Raw genomic sequence first — 20,027 nt, forward strand, 5'->3', positions numbered from 1 at the left:
AAAAGAAAAGGGATCAAGCATGGCTAACTGGGAAAAGGGAAAGGTAGTAGACGTGGTTTGGTGGACTGATAAACTGTTCTCCATCAAAGTAGATGCGAAAATTCAGCCATTTACTGCTGGTCAATTCACCAAGCTTGCATTGGAAGTTGACGGTAAACGGATTGCGCGAGCGTATTCTTTTGTTAACCCGCCTCATGCTGCCTATCATGAATTTTATCTTATAGAAGTCGAAGACGGTGAGCTAACGCCTCCACTCGCAACGCTTAAAGTTGGCGATGACATTTGGGTTGATAGCCAACCCTCAGGTTATTTTACCCTTGATGAAGTGCCTAAAAGCGAACAGTTATGGATGCTGAGCACGGGGACTGCGATAGGACCATTTTTGTCTATATTAGCTGATGAAAGGGTCTGGGATAAATTTAACTACGTGGTGTTAGTTCATGGGGTACGACACAATATCGATTTGACTTATCAAAGTTTAATCGCTGATATTAAAGCGGTACAAACAGGCTTTCAGTATGTCCCTGTCGTTTCCCGAGAGAACTCAACCATAGGCTTAAGTGGACGCATCACCAAATTGTTAGACGAAGGTGAGCTTGAGAGTTTTACTGGTCTTGCGCTCAATCCAAGCATCAGCCAAGTGATGATATGCGGCAATCCACAAATGGTTAAGGATACAACAGCGCTTTTAAATAGCCGTGGTTTACAACGAAATCGTAGAGCCTCACCCGGGCATATTACCGTTGAGCAATATTGGTAAACATCATCTATAGTTAGGCAAGGTTTGTTTTTAATAATAAATTATTATGTCACTAAAGTGGTTTTGTGGTGTCTGCCTTGTTTTGTTAAGTCAGTTTGTTTATGCAGGTACTGACATTGTTCGGTTTGTCGATGCGTCAGGCCTTAGAAAAAATCCGAACAACCGCTATTTCATTGCCGTATTAGACCTTGCGCTACAAAAAAGTCAGCGAGAATTTGGTGACTATATCCTTCAGCCCATTGATATTCCTATTACTCAAAAACGCCATTTTGTGGAGTTATCATTAGGACGAATAGATGTGTTTTGGACGATGGCATCGTCAATTCGAGAAACCTTTGCAAGACCAGTCCCAGTCCCCTTAGCGTTTGGAAGTTATGGTATTCGTTTGATGGCAATTAACAAACAATCCGCCGCGCGATTTGGTCAGATAAAAGATATTGTCGGGTTAAACGAGTATTCGGCCCTAAGTGGTGTGGATTGGCCCGATACTGAAATACTGAAGCAAAATGGCATTGTGACGGATGCTTCTCATCCAGAACGCGACTTTTACCATTTACTTAGCACCGCAACGAACTATTACTTTCCGCGAGGAATAACGGAAATATACAGTGAACTCGAACGAAGCGAATTCGATAACCTTGTTGTGGATGAGCATTTAGCTTTAATTTACCCAGCCGTTATGTATTTTTATGTTGCAAACGATAATTTCGAATTGCAAACGAGACTGGAAAAAGGACTTAAAACCGCTATTGAAGATGGCAGTCTTGAAGAGCTGTTTTTTAAATTTGACCATCACAAGAAGGCGTTTGAACAGGCTTATGTAAAAAAGCGGAATCTTATTTTTTTACCGAATCCTTTATTGCCTAATAAAGTCGACATTGACCAGATCCGCGAATTACAGATGAAAGTGATTGGGCAAAAACCCAAGCACTAAAAGCAATTTAGTGAAATGAGGACACCAATGATGCGTTTTCTCCTTGTTTTTCTCAGCTTTATCCTGTTGTGTTCAACTGCGGATGCGTTACCCCGTTTAGAAGTCGTCACGGAAGAGTGGCGTCCCTACAATTATTTGGATGAAAACGGTACATTGATAGGTGGTGCAACGGAGAAAGTAAAACGGGTCCTCGATAAGGCTGGGGTCGAATATGAGATGCAGGTCTATCCTTGGGTACGTGCGTTGAAAATAGCGCGACAAAAGCCGAATACTCTTATTTACTCAATCTTCCGTACGCCTGAGCGAGAGTCTTGGTTTCATTGGGGATGTCCTTTACTACAACCAGTCAAGGAGTATGTTTTCACGTTAAAGTCTCGCAAAGACATTAAAATCAGAACGTTGGAAGATGCAAAACAATACATCACGTCAACAGTTAGAGGCTCTGTTGGACACGATTTTTTAGTGAACCAAGGTTTTGAAGCAGGCAAAAACTTAGATGTTGCAGCGGATGCCTCCGCAATTCCAAGAAAATTGTTGGCAGGTCGAGTTGATCTCACCATGACGACTGAATATACGATGTTTGAAGCGCTTAAACATATCGGGATGCCTTATGATTTAGTCGAGCGAGGAATTGAAATAAAAGAAGTTGATACCAACAGGGCTTGTTTCGCCTTCAATTTAGATTCTGACCCAGCTTTAATCAACATCGTGTTAAAAGCGCTTGAAGAAGACAATAAAGACCCCTCGGTAGTGCAGCCTTAATTATTTAACGGTGACACGGAGCGTTGATCGCTGTTTAACAAATGACCTCTGACAAGCCGCCGATAAAGCGTTCTACTTTATTGCTCCAATTTGAAGTTTTTCGCTATAATACGCGGCTATTTCGCGCCTATTGGTGGATTGCAATTGAGCGCGGTTTCTTCGAAGGTTATAAGCAAAGGTTACTGTTGTGCACACAGATAAATTAGTTGATGAAAAATCCGTTTCAATTGCTGCAAAGTTGCTTGAGCAAGGCGAACTCGTGGCCGTGCCAACAGAAACAGTTTATGGGCTTGCTGCGGATGCACGTCAACCTCATGCTGTTGCAAAAATCTTTGCAGCAAAGGGTCGACCTGCTGACCATCCACTCATCGTGCATATAGCTCACGCATCCAAACTCAGTGACTGGGCGAAAACGGTACCAGACACCGCATTGCTGCTTGCTGAAGCTTTTTGGCCTGGCCCATTGACTTTGATCCTTGAAAAACAAGAGACGGTCAGTGACGTGGTGACAGGAGGTCATCCAAGTGTGGGTCTTCGTTGTCCTGCTCATCCTTTGATGCTGGCGTTGTTAAATGAACTGGATACAGGCCTCGCTGCACCTTCTGCGAATCCCTATAAAAAAATAAGCCCAACCACGGCGGAACAAGTGTTATTTGGACTTTCAGGCAAGATAGCTGCTGTACTCGATGGTGGTCCCTGCGAAGTGGGACTAGAATCGACCATTGTGGATTTAACTTCATCGACACCTCGAATTCTGCGCGCAGGTCCAATAAGCAAAACGCAGATTGAATCTGTTTTGGGTGTGCCTGTCGACATGCCAAAAAAGCACAATGTTGCTGTATCCGGTAATGTAAAAGCACACTATCAGCCGAATAAACCGTTGTATGCTTTTTCAACCGCGGATTTGCAGTCACGTCTTTTAAGTGCAGGTGAAAATACGGCTGTTTTGTACTTTAACGAATCCTTGAATGAAGCAATAAGCCACACCAAAGTTGTCTCGCTTAAACTGGCAGATAACAAAGCAGATTATGCGAAAGGTTTATATTATGGCCTGTTTACGCTTGATCAAGCTGAGGTAACCGAAATTTGGTTGGAATTACCGCCAGCGAATGACGAGTGGGCGGATGTACAAGATAGGCTATCTAGAGCCGTAACAGAACTTAGCTAAATCAAGACGCTTTTGGTAAGTAAGCAAACTTGCTATTTGGATGAAGCGGTCATATTCCTATAACTAGAACAGATAATATCGGGAAACAGCGTTGTGAATCCAATTGATAAATTAAAAGCCCATTACGACACGCTAGACAGTTTTGAACATTTACGGGCGATGTCTGGGTGGGACCAAGCTACGATGATGCCTGTGGGTGGCGCAGAGGCGAGAAGCGACGCTATGTCAGCTCTTGCTCTGCATATCCACAAATTGTTGAGCGAACCTCGTATTTTAGATTGGATAGATGAAGCTAGAAACAAGCCATTGTCCAATGAGGATGATGCTTTTTTACGTGAAGCATTCAACAGCTACATGCATGCCAATAGGCTGCCTGAAAGTCTAATCGAGGCAAAGTCAAAAGCGGGGGCTAAATGTGAGCTTGCGTGGCGAGTGCAACGAAAAGAAAATGATTGGGCAGGCTTTTTAAAGAATTTTGAAACGGTTGTTGCTTTATCAAAAGAAGAGGCCGAAATTCGTAAAGATGGCCACGCGACAGCCTATGATGCCATGATGGATTTGTACGAACCCGGTATGACATCAAGCATGGTTGAAAGTGTATTCAACGATGTTGAGCAGTGGTTACCCTCGTTAATTGCTGAGGTGATAGAAAAGCAAAAGACGACACCAGATCAAAGCGAAGTTGAACGTGTCGTTCATTATCCGAGAGCAGCACAAAAGCAACTCAGTGAATCCTTGATGCATTTGTTCGGTTTTGACTTTGAGCGTGGTCGTTTAGACGTCAGCATGCATCCATTTTGTGGTGGAGTAAGTGACGATACTCGGATCACCACGCGTTATGATGACACCAGTTTTATCCAAGCAATGATGGGTGTGATCCACGAAACAGGCCATGCTCGTTATGAACAAAGCCTACCAGCTCACTTGAAAAAGTACCCTGTTGGAAAGGCGCGCTCAATGGGGATACATGAATCTCAGTCTCTGTTCTTCGAAATGCAAATAGCACGAGATGAGCGGTTCATTCCTCATCTTTTCAACTATGCTAATCAACATTTGGCTTCGGCTATTCCAACTGAACTTGGATTGATGCAGTTTCAGCGCCAAATTCAACGTGTTGAGAAAGGTTACATCCGAGTTGATGCTGATGAAGTGACGTATCCAGCACACGTTATACTGCGCTATCAAATTGAAAAAGCGCTTATAAATGGCGAGATTAATGCCTCTGACATTCCTGAACTCTGGGACCAAAAAATGCAGCACTATTTGGGGTTATCAACAAAAGGTAACTATAGAAATGGCTGTATGCAGGACATTCATTGGACGGATGGGAGTTTTGGGTATTTCCCAAGTTATACGCTCGGTGCGATGTATGCGGCTCAGTTTAGAGCTGCAATGAGCCAAGAAGTAGATGTGGCTGGTTGCTTCGAACAAGCGGATTTAAAACCGATCCAACAGTGGTTGAATACCAAAATTTGGTCCAAAGGTAGTGTTTTAACAACAAACGAATTGGTCAAGCAGGCTACGGGCGAAGCGCTTAATGCCGCACATTTTAGAGCCTCACCTCGAAACACGTTATCTTTAGCAAAAGGTAAAACCATGCCCATACTTGGGCATGGACTTTTTTTGCACCCCGCTTTTCAATTCTTTGGCTCATACCTCAAAAGCGTGATGTTCAGAGTTGTCATTTTGATTTACATGCCGAGTTTAGCTAATTCGACCGACTTTATCGGCTATTTGGTTGGGTTATAGGTACATTCATTATTTAAACTTCTTCCACTCGAAAAGGGCTGCGCTGTTTTCGAGTGGAAAACAAGTATTCAGTATTGTTGGAATATCTTGTTTTCATTAGGAGCTACAGCATAACTTTTTGTAATAGAAGTTTATTTAGAAGGAAATTTATATGCCAGCAAAAGGTGATAGATACATTATGAAGCTCAAAGATGGCCAATATCTTGGGTATCCTAAAGGCACTAAAATCGATGAAGAGCATGATCTGATTGTTGTTGAAAAGGAAGAAGATGCCATTTTAATCAACCGTTCTACAAAGAGTGTTGTGGAGAAAGGTTATTATACGTGGGCCTTCTACCCGCATGGAGAGAACAAAGAAGGCAAGCATATCGATTATCGACTAAAAGGGGATTTTCGTCGTATTTTCGGCAATAGACATGACAGTTTAGCCGTATCTTGGAAACCAGAAAATGAAGACGGTACTGGCAAGTTTTTCGCTGTCATGCCACCGAAAACGCAGCACGAAGTTATCCGTCCTCGCTTGGGCAACAAAGAAGGTAAACTGATTGCAGCAGCAAATGACGGCTATGATATTACCCTTATTAAAAAGAGTTAATATCTAGGATTTGTTAATAAATTAAGCCCGTTTGAACGGGCTTTTACTCCGCTTAATATTAGCGGCTCTTATATTGATGCCATTTGTGCTTTATAAAGCTCGGATCTTAGTGATTTCGTCACCAGAAATACCAAGCGATTCAAGGAATTTTTGGTGTTCATTTGGCTCTAGTTCTTCAAATTTTTGATGCCATCTAACCATATCCATTTCGGTGAATCCTGCAGCAATCATGATTTCTACCCAGCGTTTTTTGTTCACAATATTTTCCTCTAATAGAGTTGGCTCTTGAAGCAATACGACAACCGCCTTTTGCTGTGCTCGTAGGTTTTGAATTTCTCTTTCTAGCTCATTGAAATGGTCTTTCAATATTTGGGTTTGAGTTTCTCCATTTCGGTTTAGTAACGTTTTAATGCTTGAAATTGTGAGTTCGTAGGAGCGATAAGAGATAATTGCTTGTAAGCGCTTAATCTCTTTTTGGCTGTACCAGCGGTATCCATTTTCAGAACGGTAAGCAGGAGTTAGCAGCTCTTCTCTTTCGTAGTACAGAATGGTGGTACGAGAAACGCCAAACTTTTTTGCGATTTGAGTAACTGTTAGCATATATGCTCCATTGTTTGACCGAATATGCATCTTGAACCCTTTCCTTATAGACGGGTCAATAGTTTAATTGTACATTCCTTTGATGTGGCACGTTTTGTATTACAAGTTTACAAATAGACGGATATTTTTACCGTTTTACCAAACCCTTTTCGACTTCAAAAGGGCATGAGTAAGGCGCTCAATTAAAATCAAAGGATTAAAATGAAATTAGGATATTGGTTGTATTTAAGTCCAGTGCTTTTCTTTAGTCAGACATCGTTGGCAAAAATGTCGGATTCTGAAATTCAAATAAGAGAAGTAATAGAGCAATTTAGGACAAGTATAATCAAGAAAGATAAAGAAGCTTTTAAATCACTCTTTTTCAGCGATACAGTACCTTTTATCGCGGTATTCAGTGACGATATGTTGGCAAGTAAACGGTTAGAGAAGCCAAATTATCCAGCAGCGGTTAATCTAGGGAAATTTGGTCCGCCAGAAAACTTAATATCTGATGATAAAGACCAAGAAGAAAAAATGTGGAATATCAAAGTGCAGACGGATGGCCACCTTGCCAGTGTGCATTTTGATTACAGCGACCATGAAAGCGGAAAAAAGAGAGCCTTCGGTACTGAATCTTGGAGCATGGTGAAGGTTGATGCAAACTGGAAAATCACAGCGGTTTCTTTTACGGTCACCGAATTAAACATCGAAGATAAAGAGCAATGATATCGTGATTGAATTGGACTGAATGATGCACGCGCTCACTTTGTGCGTGTTTCGTCAGTACAGTCTCTTCGTTGAGTATAAACCGAATAAAGAAAAAGCATCATTGCGTGGGCGACAGGTATTACTAGGAAATCGAAACTTTACATGATAATTCGTGAATATTTAGAAACTGATTGGATTCGTCTTTGTGAGATTCATGATTTGGCTCGACTAGACGAACTTCGTAATGCCTCTTTAGAAGGCGCATTTCTACCTCTGGAAATCGCCGCGCAAAATGAAGATCTTTTTGATTACAACATACTGATTGCTGAGCAAAATGACCAAGTTGTGGGATTTGTTGCATATGACGAAGAAGAAATAGCTTGGTTATATGTTGATCCAACTACTTATCGCAATGGCATTGGCAAAGCGCTAGTGAAGGCGGCTTTAGGGACACCAACTCGGCAATACTCAATCGAAGTTTTAAAAGGAAATACTGCCGCGCTGGCGTTCTATAAATCGCTCGGTTTTATCGAAGTAGGCACAGCGAGTGGCGTGATGCCGGGAAATGAAGAATATGCAGTTACTGTGTATCAATTAAATAACGTTCAACCAGCCGATTAAAATGAAATAAACGTGACGGTTGAAGTAAATAGAAAATAATTTAATATCAAATTCACAGCATTTGATAACGAAAAAAAATTGCAATACAACCGCTTTGTCTCAACGAAGGTGTCTCAAAATATAGAGTTAAATCTCTTTTGAGGTGAAGAAAACACAACATCACAGTCAGTTATATTTCGATTTTTGCCACAAAGCGTTAAAAGATAGGTAAATAAGGAATGACATGTACTACAAGCTTTTAATTTTAATAAGCAGTTTGATTTTTCTCATATCATGTAATTCAACCACCACGAATATAGATGAACGCTGTATTTCACAAAATACGCCCAGATTCAGTGACCCTGAAAAATCCTTGTATAATTTACCCTTTGGTGTAGGTAAAAGTTACCAACTGGGTCAGGGAAATTGCACTTTCCATACTCATTCAGCTGAAAGTAGAGGTGAATTTGCGTTTGATTTTATTATGGAAATAGGGACTCCCATTCATGCCGCGCGCTCTGGTCAAGTCGTTGCTATTGAAGATAAGTTTATCGATGGAAATAACATAAACAGTGATTTTAACCACATTATAATAGCGCATGGAGACAACACGTTTTCTTACTACACTCACCTTAAAAACGGTGGGGTCGCTGTTGAGTTGGGTGCATTTGTAAAGAAAGGTGAGGTGATTGGATACAGTGGTAACACAGGCAAAAGTTCAAGCCCTCATTTACATTTTGAAGTATTTGAAACCAATGACGCCTGCTTTAAAAAAGGATCCACGGGGAGGTGTCCGACCATTCCTATCTCATTTAAGAATATAAATCCTAAGGATAAAATACTTAAGAATGGAGTAATCTACACCGCACAATAGTTTGACCAAACAAGTCATTATCAATACTCAATGCTGACGAGTTAGCCGCTTTTACTACATCAATATCGTTACACACTGATATTGTTTCTCACTATTTTTTGCTCTATATTGTCACGGTCGAAAAAGGTGGACCGGTTTGGTGAGCTTCCGGTCAACTGCAAGAATTGCAGTTTCTTTCCAGCCCCTGTGGCCGCGGACCACGACTCAGTTACGGACGTATATGCCGTTCTGGTCGTAGCCCTGTGCGCACAATTTATGCCTCTTTGCTTAAGCCTGAACATATACGTCTGGTGGTTTATAACTTCCGGAGTCTTAATCTATGCAACATACACAGGTCATTATACTTGGCGGCAGTCTAGTTGGACTGTCAGCGTCACTTTTTCTGGCTTATCATGGCGTACCTCACGTACTTGTAGAAAAACATCCATCAAGTTCCCCCCATCCGCGGGCGATGGGTTTTACTGAGCGTAGTCTGGAATATTTCCGTCTTATGGGGAACTTCGGCGAGATTATTCCTCAGGCACCTGTTGGTACGCGTGTACGTCGGGTAAAGGCGCAAAGTTTAGCCGGAGATTGGTTTGCGGAATCGCAGTGGACGCCGGGTTCTGAAACTGATGCCGATCCGGCCTCACCTTGTCATGGCGCAGCCATTGCGCAGGATAAACTTGAGCCGATTTTGCGTGAACGCGCACGTGTGCTCGGCGCTGATATTCGCACAGGCAATCAGATGACTGCATTTTGTCAGGACAGTCATGGGGTCACGCTTCAAATTCGTAACTTGGCAGACGGCACAGATTATGCGTCGCGCGGTCAATACTTGATTGCTGCCGATGGTGCCTCAAGTCTAGTTCGCGAACAGTTAGGCATTCAACGTGACGGTGTGGGTTATCTTAAAACCGTGCGTAGCGTGCTTTTTCAGTGCCCAGAAGCCGATGTATATCTGCAACATGGTGTGCATCAATTTGAGATTGAACAAAACGACTTCCACGCTTTTCTTACTACCTATCAGGACGGCCGTTGGGTGCTGATGTTTACTGACAATGAAGAGCGCAATGATGAACAACTGCAACAGGCTATTCGCCGTGCACTGGGAGCCAACATGGCGTTCACAATACTGTCGCGAGGACAGTGGGAAATGGCTGGGCGCATCGCGACTCAGTACCGGAAAGGTCGGGTGTTTCTTGCCGGTGACGCCGCTCACCAGTTACCACCAACCAGAGGTGGATTCGGTGCCAATACTGGGATTGATGATGTCTATAATCTCGCTTGGAAGCTTGCATACGTGCTGGCGGGTAAAGCCGGTTCGGATCTTTTAATTAGTTATGACGCTGAACGCCAACCAATTGGACTGTTACGGCATCAACAGACTTTCGCGAGACCAGACTACGCGCGCTGGCTAAACGATGAGCTACGTAGTACCACTGTGCTGTTCGGTGATACTGCCATGGAACTAGGCCAGTTACATCGCTCGACTGCGGTGGTCGGCATCAATCCCGACCTGCCTGAAGCAGCTCATCCAAACGACTGGGCAGGTCAGCCGGGCGTGCGAGCTCCACATATCTGGCTAACGGGAAAACACGATGAAAAATCTACTATCGATGTCTTTTGTCGAGACTTCACCCTGATAAGTGCCGACGCAAACTGGTTGGCTGCAGCAGGAGAGATTGCTGTACGTTTAAATCTGCCAATTCGATGTTTACATATTGGTGTTGATTTGACCGCTCGCACCGATTTGCTCAGTGCGTTTGGCATGACGTCTCAGGGGGCGGTTTTGATCCGTCCAGATGGTATAATTTGTTGGCGCAATAAAGCTCACCCGATAGAAGGGCTAGCGATGGTCTACGTAATAGAACAAGCGTTACTTCAAATTCTGGCACGAAATGAAAATGGTTGTCGCTAACCGTATCAAATTGAATAAGTTGTAAGCTACAAAATAAAAGTGGCCATCGACCGAAGCCAGACTTGATGTGAGGCTCGGCCTAGCTTTTTGATTTTATAAATGTTGAGGTTTGATGGTGGTCATCAATTAGCGGTTGCTGTTTTTAGGCAGCCGCTTTTTGCGCACACAGAAGGAATCTAAACTTTTGGTTACCGCTGGCGTGAAATAGAAGCGGTTAAATTAGTTTATCGATTCATCTCAGACTACCAATTTTCTTTGCGAATTATATCAACTTGGCGATCTTGGATCAGACATTTCCCCTCTAATACGCGAAGTTTGTCGGTGTATTTTCCGTTTATCACCGTTTGTGGCGCATCTACTTTATCTCGTTCTTGTTGATAGAGAATGAAGTACGATTCAGCACGTGCTTCGTCATTCTGAATTGCCTGTACATCGACACTTGTCATCATATGCATTGTTTTAAATTTTTGAATGGCCTGTTGCTGGCGTTCAGCGATGGTTTCAGCACCGACTAAATGAAGGCTAAGTGCAGGGATAGAAAAAGTAGCATCTTGACTAAAAAGAGCTTGATAGTCTGCCTGTGAGCCGGTGTCACGCAGATTGACGTAATTAAGTAGGGTTTCTTTGCATGATGCCATATCAACATGTGGTGTTGAGGTACAACCCAGCAAAGTAAGAGCAAAAGGGAGACAAATCAGTTTTTTAAACATTCGAGGATGTCCTTTCTAAATGTTGCAGTTGTTACAGCTTATCGTTGAGCATTTTCCCTTGTCAATGTGAGACATTACCCATAATTCGGTCGCTTTAGCTGAAGATAATTGCTATCACTACAAGGAATAAAAATAAAAAGCAATAAATTACAATTACTTAATCTTCTTCGTCTTCGTAGCCAGCGATTTACGCGAAATCGTGGACTAGATATACCTAGGAGAAAATGTTTTAAGCGGTACAATTGTAAAAGTTTGAATAAACTCAAACGTGTTCACTGCCATATGAAGGCGAACTATAGCGATATTGTAAGGAAACAATATGAAGACGTTGGCTCAGCTTATATTGAGTTGTTTTTTATTTTATTCGTGTTTAACGACAGCGAAGCAAGAAGTTGTAGAGGCGAATTGTGAAGATATTCAATATCAACTTTTTTTACTTTCTGTGGCAATGACGTCGAAGCAGCATCCGAATTTGAAGGCATTGGACGCAATTAAAACAAGTTTGCTTGATCTTCACTCTTATCACTGCAGAGATGGTAGTTCCTTTATTATCGAAAAATCAGCTATGCAATCGAAGTCCTTGCCATTCACTATCAAAGGACAAACCTTTCAAGATGAGTCTATGCAACGAGCATGGGAATCTCATTATGTCTTGCCGGAAAAATGTCGAGAAAAAAACTCGGATCTATCTACGTTAGTGTGGTGTAGTGAAGATAAGAAAAAGCAACGTCAACGCTTTATACTCAATTGGCAGTCAAACAAGGAAATTAGGAAAACCATTTCACTTGTCGCGCGAAATGTCATCCTGGATTAGTGGTGTTTTTTGTCGCGGTCTTTTGCTCTGACGACACAACTTGCTAATGCGTACACAACGTAGACTAGGATCAGCGCGTTGCCAACGACGAGTATGTCTTTATCGGTCGCCAGCAACCACAATATTGCAGCTGCAAAAATAGCAAACGTGAGTTGAGAGACGAGAGGGTGAACCGTACGGCCTTTTTTCATGTCACAATTTGTATATTGAATATACTCGTAAGTTTATCCGAAAAGCCTTCCTAAAAAAACCGTTATCGTTTTTGGATACGTTGCGCGTTCGCTAACCCGTTTCTGTAATCATTACAAATGTGCACAAAGTTGACTTAGATTAAAAATACCTTCGGCAATATCGTTATGATTAGAGTAGCTTGTCTATTTAGAGCGTGTGCCGTGCAGAAGTTATCGTTCAAAACAATCGAGTTAAAAAGACTCATCTTACTATTAGCAGGATTTGGAGTATTAATTACTTTACTCAGTTCCTTTTATGCGACGTATCAGGTTCAACGTCAGTTACATATTCAAAAAACCTTAGAGGCCAATCGGGCTTACGCGACAAAAGTGGCTAAAATTACCAGTCTGTTTCTGGATGCATCGCTTCAGCAACTCGCCTACAGCGCTAAAAAGATAGCAATGCATTTTGACAATGAGCAAGTCGTCAAGTCAGAACTCGAGCGGCTAACGCTTCAAACCGATACATTTAACGCAACGATTTATGCGCGTGAAAACGCAGAAATAGTGTCTGTTTATCCACAGTCAATTCCCGTCAGTGGCCTATTTCTTCAAGATTCCCAATCGCTTAAGGTACTTGAAGCGCGTGAGCCAATGGTCTCAGAGCCTTTCGTTTCACCTGCAGGCAATTTCATTATTAGTTTGTCGGCACCTGTAATTGACCTCAATGGCACTTTTCGCGGATTCATTGGAGGAGCCATTTATCTTGACGGGGACAATATTCTTAACAAATTAATGGGTGAACATTTCTACCAAGATGGGTCGTTTTTGTATGTTGTTGATGGGCACGGCACTCTGATTTACCACAAAGACCCTAATCGAGTGGGGGAAAATGTTGTGCAAAATGACGTTGTCAGGCAAGCATTAGGTGATAGGGTTGGCGCACAACAAGTTATAAACACCAAAGGGGAATCTATGCTGGCGGGCTTTGCCGCCATCCCTGAAGTTCATTGGGGGGTAGTTGCACAGCAACCCTTGAATGTGACTTTGGAAAATCTAAATTGGTCCTTACTGCGTGTGGTCGAACTGAATTTGCCCGCCATATTTTTAGTTTTTCTTGGGATCTATGTGTTTGGCTCAAAAATCTCCAAGCCGCTTTGGCGAATGGCGAAAGGAGTAGAACTCACCGATTCGATAGGCCACAACAATGTACACAATATCAATGCGTGGTATTTCGAAGCTGCACAACTAAAAGCGGCCATTGTCGACAGTACCAGTAAATTAACCCAGCGAATCGTTAAACTCGATTACGACAGAACGACCGATCCACTTACTGGTTTACTTAATCGTCGTGGACTTACGCATCATTTGAATCAAATTGAGTGCCGTCAGCAGTGTTTTTCGACATTAGCTGTCGATATTGACCACTTTAAACACGTGAACGACACATTTGGTCATGGTGTGGGTGATGAAGTGCTGAAGCAGTTAGCAAACGAATTAAGTAAACATGCACGATTTGGTGACATTGTTTGCCGTGTCGGTGGTGAAGAGTTTTTGGTTTTACTTCCTGAAATCAATATGGATATCGCAACTTCCGTCGCCGAACGATTACGGAAAAGTGTTGAAGAGGTTGAATTTAAACATGCAAGACGGGTGACGATTTCAATTGGAGTCGCCTTTTGGGATGGTATAACAAATACACCAAACGAAATTCTAGAGAGTGCTGATAAGGCTCTATACAAAGCAAAACAAATGGGAAGAAACCAAGTGGCCGTTGTTTAATACGGCCACTCAAGACACGTGATTTTGCTGTGGACGAAGAGTGGTTCAGCCAATTTCCAAACAATCTCAACGTGGTGGTCTAGCACTTAAAGTCAGGTTTAATCACACTTAAAGTGCATTTTAGTAATATAAGGTTTTCCCATTGAAGCTTTGACCGACTCGCCTGTAATCGCCGCGATTCCGCCTGCGTCATCGACTCTGCCATCACCAAAAATCCACAATACAGTGCCTACGTTTGACACGATATCTGCAGTTTTAAGGTTGCTTAAATACTCAGACTCAGGCGTTGAGCCTTGATAAACCACTTCTTCGTTTATCACATACATTTGTTTTTTGATACTTTCGCAGTAGTGTTTGGCTTGTTTCATAGCCTCACGACCACCTTCTTCTTTTTGTTGTGAATTAACGGCAACATAATGTGTGTTATTTTCACTTGGGCGGACATCATCATGGTGCGCACAAGCCGCGAGTAAACTGCACAGTGAAAGTGCTACTAAAGTATTTCTCATGAACGTATCTCTTCATTTAGGATTTGGTTAATGAGGCTATTGTGCATTTGACGAGGGTATATAGACAGTAAAAAACTGTTAAAAATTGCAGAAAAAAATCCTTTTCCGCTTTGTTTTGTGGCTAAAAATTCAACAAAGTAAAAGGCGATTTAAATTTTATTGATCTAAGTTATTACTTATCTCGTCTTTCTACCGTACTATGAAATTCTTGAAGGACCACTCAATCCAAAATTGTAAATTCAAAATCATGATTTTAACGTTTAGCCATTTTTTCAATTTGCCAAGTAGCGAATCTCGATATGAGTATGCGGCGCAGATGCTCCACAAACGATTTGCTGCAAAAGTCTGCTTAATTGGCAAATTTTCAGATAACGACACTCGTGTAAAAACCGTAGTGCATACATTAAATGGTGAAATAGTCGACAACATCGTTTATGACTTAGAAGGAACGCCTTGTAAAGACGCGCGTTATAGCCATTCAGTTTGTATGATCGACAGTTGTATACAGCAAAAGTATCAAGATGATGAAGCCCTTAGGATCCTGAATGTGGATGGGTATTTGGGCATTACGCTTCGTGCACTCGACCATCGGCCTATTGGTATTATGGTGTGTTTGTTTGAGCAGTCGCCAAAAATGACGGAAGAAGATGTAGAGTGGTTTCGAGAACTTAGTCATTTAGTAGGGGCAGAGCTTAATCACAATTTAGAAATTGCACAGCAAGATGCATTACTTAATCACCTCACCAAAGGTGAACGAATTGCAAAGCTGTGTTCGTGGTCATGGAATATTAAAGCGGATCAACATTGGTTCAGTTATGAAATGCCAAGACTGATGTTGAAACCCGAGGCCTCACCAAGTCTACATACCTTGTTAGAGAATTTAGACGGTGACGATAGAAAGAAACTTGAGCGATTAATCGTTCAAGTTCGAGAAGGCGTGACGGAAAAAGCAGACATTACGGTTAGTCACCGCTACCGCAATACCATTCGCGGCTTATTGCACATTATGGGCCAAGTCGAGTTACTAGAAGATGGTGAACGAGTGTTTAATGCCACCATCCAAGATGTAACCTATATTACGGTACTGAATAAGCAATTAGAGTTAACGAACGTCGTGTTCGAAAATGCGTCTGAAGCCATCATGATTTGCGACGCTAACAACAAAATTATGATGGTAAACAACACCTTTGAAAAAGTTACGGGCTATACCGCACGTGAACTTATTGGCAAAGATCCGAAAGTTTTGTCATCAGGTTTACAAGACAAAGCGTTTTACTCAATGATGTGGGATGAATTAGCAAAACAAGGCAATTGGAAAGGTGAAATTTACAATCGACGTAAAAATGGTCAAATCTATCCAGAAGAATTAACCCTGACGGTTGTTAAAAACGAAGTAGGTGAAATACAGAATTTCGTCGCTATTTTCCGAGATATTTCAGAGTGGAAGCGCAATGAAGCCCAGCTCACCTTTTACGCCAATCACGAACCACTCACAGGCTTGCTTAATCGTCGCAGTTTCATGGATTCACTTGAATCAACCATTTCAGAATCTCGAGCAAAACACACATCTGGTTCACTCATCTTTTTAGGAACTCGACCGCTTTAAAGAAGTGAATGACGTGTATGGTCCAGAAATTGGCGATAGAATTTTGATCTCGGTCGCAAAACGCCTTCGCAACAGCGTTCGGCAACAGGACTTAGTTTGTCGATATGGTGGTGATGAATTTGCAATACTCATTTCGAATTCACAGGTAGACGACGCGCTTATCGTTGCCAGCAAGCTGTCTCAAAAGTTACGCCAACCCTACGTATTTGGCGAATTGACTGTGGAGCCTCACGGCAAGCGTTGGTGTTGCTCAACTCGACGAAACAGTCATGATTAGTGCAGCAAATCTTATTCGCAATGCCGCGCACGCACTGACGAGTGCAAAAAAAGCCAATCCAGGAAGTGTTGCAATACACAACCAAGTGATCCAAAGCGCTTACCTTAACAAAATTCATTTAAAACAGAAACTTAAATCAGCTTTAAAAGAAAGAAAGCTGAATGTCTATTATCAGCCAATCGTGCATTTAGATACGAAACGTATCGCGAAATTTGAAGCTCTTGTGCGGTGGTTTGACGATGAAGAAGGGATGATCCCACCAAACGTGTTCATTCCGTTGGCAGAAGAGTTCGGTTTAATTCAGTCTATAGGCCAATTTGTGTTGGAACAAACCTGCCATGACTTGGCGTGGCTTGATAAACAAGGTTTTGGCAACGTTAGCATTTCGATTAACCGCTCCGTTAATGAATTCAAAGCATCGAACAATCAAATTGATTTAATTCTAAAAGCGCTCAGCACACATCAATTAGCACCTGGACGTTTAACTGTTGAAGTGACGGAATCGATTGCCACCAATAGTTATACGTGGGATGTGTTGGAAACATTGCGAGGGAAAGGACTTACAATTGCATTAGACGATTTTTGTACGGGTTTCTCATCGCTTAGCAACTTAATTGAACACCAAGTCGACTTTTTGAAAATTGATAAATCGTTTGTTGATAGCTTAATGGCAGACAAAACGAAACAAGTAATGATTTCCGGACTAATCCAAATTGCCTCCAAATTGGGGATCAGCGTGATAGCCGAGGGAGTTGAAACGAATGAACAATTGCAGATGTTACGGGAGTTTGGTTGCCATTATGTTCAAGGGTACTTATTTAGTTCTGCAAAGCCACTAAAAGAATGTTTAATGATGCTTAATGCGCCGGAATTTGAATTTAGCTAATTTCCAACAAATTGATCTACAGAGAAAAATCGCGCGATAACCCTCGCGCGATTTAGTTATGGTTTGAGTTAAAGAAGCGGTTTTAGCAAACTGAACATCGCATCAATATGATCGTCTCTAGTATTCAAAGCGGGAATGTATCGATAATGTTCACCGCCTGATTCTATAAAATAATGACGGTTTTCTTCTTCAAGTTCTTCAAGTGTTTCTAAACAGTCCGCGCTAAAAGCAGGGCTTAAGATAGCAACGTCTTTAATGCCATTACTTGGAAACGCACGCAGTGTCGCATCGGTGTATGGCTTTAACCACTCAGCTTTACCGAATCGACTTTGGAACGTGGTTTCAACTAGTTCATCGCTTAAACCTAACTTTTCCTTCACCAAACGGGTGGTTTTCATACAAAAACAGTAATAGGGGTCGCCTCGTTCCAAAAACAGTTTAGGCGTTCCGTGGTAAGAAAACACGAGCTTTTGCGGTGTACCATGCTTTTCTAGATCTTCTTTTACGGATGCAGCGAGTGAATCGATGTATTCAGGAGAATCATGATAGCCGTTTAAAAAGTGAAGTTCAGGAACCCATCGCCATTTGGATAGAACTTTGGCGATGGCATCAAAGGTTGAGCCTGTTGTCGCACTTGAATATTGTGGATAGAGAGGAAGCACGATTATCCGCGTGATCCCTTCGGCACGAAGCGTTTCTAAACCATGTTCAATTGAAGGATTACCGTATCGCATCGCCATGACGACTTTCGCATGACCTAGGCCTTCTCGCTGCAGCTTTTCATTGAGTTTGGCCGTTTGCTCTTTGGTAATTTGAATGAGTGGTGATCCTTGTTCAGTCCAAATACTTGCGTAAGTTTTTGCCGATTTGGCAGGGCGAACGCGCAAAATGATACCGTGTAAGATGATCATCCATAGAATACGGGGGATTTCAACAATTCGAGGGTCGGACAAAAACTCGCGAAGATATCGACGAAGCGCGCTTGGTGTTGGCGCATCAGGACTACCTAAATTAGTCAGTAAGATCCCCGTTTTCTGATTAAAACGGTTGCCATGTGGGTTGTCGGTTATAGCTGAAAAACGGGACACCTCTGCTCCTTTATGACGAATGAAATCAGTCTGTTATTTTACAAGATCAGCTAAACGTATACCAAGTAGATAGCGATCATTTAAACGAATATAATTTTAACGTTGTAGTCGGTTTCGGGTTTGCTTCTCTTCTAATGGCAGCCAAACGCGATGCCGAATCAATGCGACCACATTATCACTTAACCATGATTCTAAACGGATTAGGTCGTTGAGATTCTAACTGTTGGAGCTTAGCGATAGATTTGTCGGAGAACACATGCCCTTTTGGCAGTAACATAATGCCCTTGTTGCTGTGGATAGCAAGACCCAATACCATGCCTGCTTTTAGCTCTTGCGATGAAATAATGTCCATTGATCCTACGTGTTGTGCGTGCGAAGTCTTAGCATCCGCGAGCACGGCAATTAGCGCTTTCACCATTTTTGGATGATAAAAATTACCGCTATACATTTTGAGCATCTCTAGAGAAGTTTCTTTGCGCTCATTCATCGGCTTGTTGCTATCTTTAATGTACTGCCAATAGTCGCGCGCGACCGCGAGGATGTGAGCACACACAGGGATTTCATGTTCTTTTAGACCTTTGGGTATGCCATTACCGTTGTACTTTTCGAATTGATGATAAATTGCTTCAGAGACTTCATGTAAATGCGTTGCAGGCATAAGCATCAGCTGCGCTGTAGCAGGATGCGTAAAGTAAATTTTTCTTTTATTCTCATCAAGTTGTGCAACAGGGTAGCGGTAAATAGCGGGATCCATTGCAAGCAGACCTACTTGCGCGAGGTAACCCGCCATTCTTGCCGTTTCGACTAAATGTTCACTTAGTTTTAGTTTTTTCGCTATCTGTGCGCAGGTTGTTGCGACATTTTGTGCAAAATCAGCATCCAAATAAGGGTTGGCATTAATGAAGTTGTACAACACTTCAACCGTAGATTTGTGCTCTTTCTTCTCATGTTCATGTGCTACTTCTAATTGCTTAAGCACCTGCTTTATTTGGGAAGTTCGCTTTTCAACCAATTGTTCCAACGATTGATTGAGTTCTTTGAGTTCGGCGTTTTGTTTTTTTACCTTTTCTTGCAATTCGACGTTTTGCTTCTTCAACCGATATTTTTCCACTGCTTCTTTTACAGTGGAAATTAAATGCTCGTTTTGCCAAGGCTTTTGCAGATAAAAATGAATACCTCCTTCATTAACCGCATTCACCGTTGAAGAAAAATCGGAATAGCCGGTCAGGAGGATACGTTGAGAATCAGGCGAGAGCGTTTTTGTTTTGGCAAGAAAAACATCACCGGTCATCTGTGGCATTCGCATATCGCTAATAATGACTTCAAAGTCGTCCTTTTCTAACGCCGCGAGCGCTTCGAAGCCGCTGGTAAATGTTTCTATCTCCATGCCATGGTGTCTAAGTAGACGGGCGAGAGACCGTAAAACACTTTCTTCGTCATCTAAACAAAGAATCTTAGGCGGGTGTTTTTGTAGGTCTAACTCAATCGCTGTCATAGGCCGTGGCATTTTTGTAATTTACTATCGCTATTCATAATTTAGTCTAAGCTAGAAAGAG

20 protein-coding genes and 1 pseudogene are annotated in these 20,027 nt (G+C 42.2%); 15 read left to right on the top strand and 6 right to left on the bottom strand.

The window, feature by feature from the left end:
* Window positions 1-19 precede the first annotated feature (19 nt).
* The 6 genes and pseudogenes from J5O05_RS18210 (at window position 20) to J5O05_RS18235 (ending at window position 5,968) form a co-directional block, all read left to right on the top strand.
* Window positions 20-760: a ferredoxin--NADP reductase gene (locus J5O05_RS18210; RefSeq protein ID WP_208845046.1), complete on the top strand. Its 741-nt coding sequence runs from the start codon at window positions 20-22 to the stop codon at window positions 758-760.
* 46 nt (window positions 761-806) lie between these two features.
* Window positions 807-1,694 (top strand): hypothetical protein, encoded by an 888-nt coding sequence (locus J5O05_RS18215; protein WP_208845047.1) that lies wholly within the window; start codon window positions 807-809, stop codon window positions 1,692-1,694.
* A gap of 27 nt (window positions 1,695-1,721) precedes the next feature.
* Window positions 1,722-2,456, top strand: coding sequence for a substrate-binding periplasmic protein (locus J5O05_RS18220; RefSeq protein WP_244370155.1), 735 nt, complete (start codon window positions 1,722-1,724; stop codon window positions 2,454-2,456).
* 187 nt (window positions 2,457-2,643) lie between these two features.
* On the top strand, window positions 2,644-3,624 hold the full coding sequence (locus tag J5O05_RS18225; RefSeq protein WP_208845049.1) for an L-threonylcarbamoyladenylate synthase: 981 nt from the start codon (window positions 2,644-2,646) through the stop codon (window positions 3,622-3,624).
* Between the two features lie 93 nt (window positions 3,625-3,717).
* Window positions 3,718-5,206: pseudogene (locus tag J5O05_RS18230) on the top strand (carboxypeptidase M32).
* A gap of 318 nt (window positions 5,207-5,524) precedes the next feature.
* Entirely contained in the window at window positions 5,525-5,968 is a 444-nt protein-coding gene (locus tag J5O05_RS18235; RefSeq protein ID WP_208845050.1) for a hypothetical protein, read from the top strand.
* Window positions 5,969-6,058: 90 nt separating this feature from the next.
* On the opposite strand, the gene J5O05_RS18240 is transcribed toward J5O05_RS18235, so the two are convergent.
* Window positions 6,059-6,568 (bottom strand): MerR family transcriptional regulator, encoded by a 510-nt coding sequence (locus J5O05_RS18240; RefSeq protein ID WP_208845051.1) that lies wholly within the window; start codon window positions 6,566-6,568, stop codon window positions 6,059-6,061.
* Window positions 6,569-6,769: 201 nt separating this feature from the next.
* On the opposite strand from J5O05_RS18240, the gene J5O05_RS18245 reads away from it, so the two are divergent.
* The 4 genes from J5O05_RS18245 (at window position 6,770) to J5O05_RS18260 (ending at window position 10,629) form a co-directional block, all read left to right on the top strand.
* A complete protein-coding gene (locus J5O05_RS18245; RefSeq protein WP_208845052.1) occupies window positions 6,770-7,273 on the top strand; it encodes a hypothetical protein in 504 nt (167 codons plus the stop codon).
* Between the two features lie 144 nt (window positions 7,274-7,417).
* Entirely contained in the window at window positions 7,418-7,876 is a 459-nt protein-coding gene (locus J5O05_RS18250) for a GNAT family N-acetyltransferase (protein WP_208845053.1), read from the top strand.
* A 223-nt stretch (window positions 7,877-8,099) separates the two neighbouring features.
* Window positions 8,100-8,729: a M23 family metallopeptidase gene (locus J5O05_RS18255; protein WP_208845054.1), complete on the top strand. Its 630-nt coding sequence runs from the start codon at window positions 8,100-8,102 to the stop codon at window positions 8,727-8,729.
* A 319-nt stretch (window positions 8,730-9,048) separates the two neighbouring features.
* Window positions 9,049-10,629: an FAD-dependent monooxygenase gene (locus J5O05_RS18260; RefSeq protein WP_208845055.1), complete on the top strand. Its 1,581-nt coding sequence runs from the start codon at window positions 9,049-9,051 to the stop codon at window positions 10,627-10,629.
* A gap of 242 nt (window positions 10,630-10,871) precedes the next feature.
* Here the strand turns inward: J5O05_RS18260 and J5O05_RS18265 are convergent, their stop codons facing one another.
* Window positions 10,872-11,339 (bottom strand): nuclear transport factor 2 family protein, encoded by a 468-nt coding sequence (locus tag J5O05_RS18265; RefSeq protein ID WP_208845056.1) that lies wholly within the window; start codon window positions 11,337-11,339, stop codon window positions 10,872-10,874.
* A gap of 319 nt (window positions 11,340-11,658) precedes the next feature.
* On the opposite strand from J5O05_RS18265, the gene J5O05_RS18270 reads away from it, so the two are divergent.
* Window positions 11,659-12,153, top strand: coding sequence for a hypothetical protein (locus J5O05_RS18270; RefSeq protein ID WP_208845057.1), 495 nt, complete (start codon window positions 11,659-11,661; stop codon window positions 12,151-12,153).
* Here the strand turns inward: J5O05_RS18270 and J5O05_RS18275 are convergent.
* Window positions 12,150-12,344 carry a hypothetical protein gene (locus tag J5O05_RS18275; RefSeq protein ID WP_208845058.1) on the bottom strand — a complete coding sequence of 65 codons (195 nt, stop codon included), beginning with the start codon at window positions 12,342-12,344 and terminating at the stop codon, window positions 12,150-12,152. The two genes, J5O05_RS18270 and J5O05_RS18275, sit on opposite strands and share 4 nt — an antisense overlap.
* A 201-nt stretch (window positions 12,345-12,545) precedes the next feature.
* On the opposite strand from J5O05_RS18275, the gene J5O05_RS18280 reads away from it, so the two are divergent.
* The gene (locus tag J5O05_RS18280) at window positions 12,546-14,105 is read left to right on the top strand and encodes a sensor domain-containing diguanylate cyclase (protein ID WP_208845059.1); all 1,560 of its coding nucleotides are present in this window, start codon (window positions 12,546-12,548) and stop codon (window positions 14,103-14,105) included.
* Between the two features lie 98 nt (window positions 14,106-14,203).
* On the opposite strand, the gene J5O05_RS18285 is transcribed toward J5O05_RS18280, so the two are convergent.
* Entirely contained in the window at window positions 14,204-14,614 is a 411-nt protein-coding gene (locus tag J5O05_RS18285) for a putative periplasmic lipoprotein (RefSeq protein ID WP_208845060.1), read from the bottom strand.
* A 247-nt stretch (window positions 14,615-14,861) separates the two neighbouring features.
* Here J5O05_RS18285 and J5O05_RS22070 point away from each other — a divergent pair, with 247 nt between their 5' ends.
* The 3 genes from J5O05_RS22070 to J5O05_RS22080 are packed head-to-tail and all read left to right on the top strand — an operon-like array spanning window position 14,862 to window position 17,383.
* A complete protein-coding gene (locus J5O05_RS22070; protein ID WP_244370156.1) occupies window positions 14,862-16,220 on the top strand; it encodes a PAS domain S-box protein in 1,359 nt (452 codons plus the stop codon).
* A gap of 13 nt (window positions 16,221-16,233) precedes the next feature.
* On the top strand, window positions 16,234-16,497 hold the full coding sequence (locus tag J5O05_RS22075) for a GGDEF domain-containing protein (protein WP_244370157.1): 264 nt from the start codon (window positions 16,234-16,236) through the stop codon (window positions 16,495-16,497).
* Window positions 16,490-17,383, top strand: coding sequence for a putative bifunctional diguanylate cyclase/phosphodiesterase (locus J5O05_RS22080; protein WP_244370158.1), 894 nt, complete (start codon window positions 16,490-16,492; stop codon window positions 17,381-17,383). The genes J5O05_RS22075 and J5O05_RS22080 overlap by 8 nt, the downstream gene beginning before the upstream one ends.
* 68 nt (window positions 17,384-17,451) lie before the next feature.
* On the opposite strand, the gene hemH is transcribed toward J5O05_RS22080, so the two are convergent.
* The gene (gene hemH, locus J5O05_RS18295; RefSeq protein WP_208845061.1) at window positions 17,452-18,471 is read right to left on the bottom strand and encodes a ferrochelatase; all 1,020 of its coding nucleotides are present in this window, start codon (window positions 18,469-18,471) and stop codon (window positions 17,452-17,454) included.
* Window positions 18,472-18,646: 175 nt separating this feature from the next.
* Window positions 18,647-19,966: a response regulator c-di-GMP phosphodiesterase, NosR family gene (nosR, locus tag J5O05_RS18300; protein ID WP_208845062.1), complete on the bottom strand. Its 1,320-nt coding sequence runs from the start codon at window positions 19,964-19,966 to the stop codon at window positions 18,647-18,649.
* Window positions 19,967-20,027 lie beyond the last annotated feature (61 nt).

This window comes from Pseudoalteromonas xiamenensis (assembly GCF_017638925.1).
Classification (GTDB): domain Bacteria; phylum Pseudomonadota; class Gammaproteobacteria; order Enterobacterales; family Alteromonadaceae; genus Pseudoalteromonas; species Pseudoalteromonas xiamenensis.